Annotated in this window: 1 protein-coding gene; it reads right to left on the reverse strand. The window is 79.1% G+C overall.

Going from position 1 to position 1,068, the window contains the following annotated elements; translation table 11 throughout:
* A partial coding sequence (locus tag KIK08_RS39160) for a hypothetical protein (RefSeq protein WP_214408352.1) occupies positions 1 to 1,068 on the reverse strand: 1,068 nt, incomplete at both ends.

Raw genomic sequence — 1,068 nt, forward strand, 5'->3', positions numbered from 1 at the left:
CAGCAGCGCGGCGGCCCGGTCGACCAGCGCGGCGGCGATCGGGTTCCCGGTCGCGGCGGCGCGGGCCGCGACGATGCGCCCGCCGGCGTCGTCCACCCCGGCCAGGACGCCGGCCTCCGCCCACAGCCCGGCGTACAGCGGCCGCCAGATGCCGTCGTACCAGTGCACCAGCTCCCCCGGCGGCACCCGCAGGCGGCGCAGCGCCTCGTCGGGCCGGGCGCGGTGCAGCATCAGCAGGGCGTCGAAGCAGGCGCCCGGGTGCTGGTCGTGGGCGGGGCCCCGGGCCGATACCAGCGCGTCGAACACGGCCAGCCACTCCTCGCGCTCGGCCTCCTCGCCGCGCAGGCCGTGCAGCGTGGCCAACGAGTGCGCGGAGCGCCGCAGCGACGGCACGCGTGGGCGCCCGGCCCGCACCCAGCTGTCGCGGAAGCGCTCGCCGGCGCGCAGCGTGGTCTCCCAGTCGCCCTGCAGGAACGACACGGTGATCAGGCGGGCGGGCGCCACGTGCCCGGTCTCGCGGAACTGCGCCAACCCCGCGACGGCGTCGGCGTAGCGGCGGGCCGTGGCGAGCTCGCCCGCGCCGAGGGCGGACTCGGCGGACATGACGTGCGCGTCGGACAGCTCGAAGCCGAGGTCGGCCTCGATCGGCAGCTCGCCGAGCAGGGCGATGCGCCGCTCGGCGGTGGCCAGCGCGGCCCGGGGCCGGCCGCGGGACAGCTCGATCGTGGTGATCCGGTCGAGCGCGGCGCTCTCGGCCAGGACGTCGCCCGCGGCGCGGGCCAGCCGCAGCGCCCGCTCACCGGCGGCGACGGCGTCGGGGTCGGTGTCGAGCAGCTGGAACGCCTCGGCCGTGGCGATGCGGGCCAGCGCGGCCGGGTCGTCGCCGACCAGGCCCTTGGCCCGCTCGATCGCGCGCGCGGCGGTGTCGGGGGCCGGCAGTCGGGCGATGATCCCCGGGCCCCGGTTGACCAGCTCGGCGAGCACGGCCAGCTCGTAGGCGGCGGCGTCGGCCTCCCCCGCCCGCAGCGAGGCGTCGGCCGCGGCCTCCAGCAGCCGCAGCGCGTCGTC

The organism is Pseudonocardia lacus, from assembly GCF_018531445.1.
In the GTDB taxonomy this organism is placed as follows: Bacteria; Actinomycetota; Actinomycetes; order Mycobacteriales; family Pseudonocardiaceae; genus Pseudonocardia; species Pseudonocardia lacus.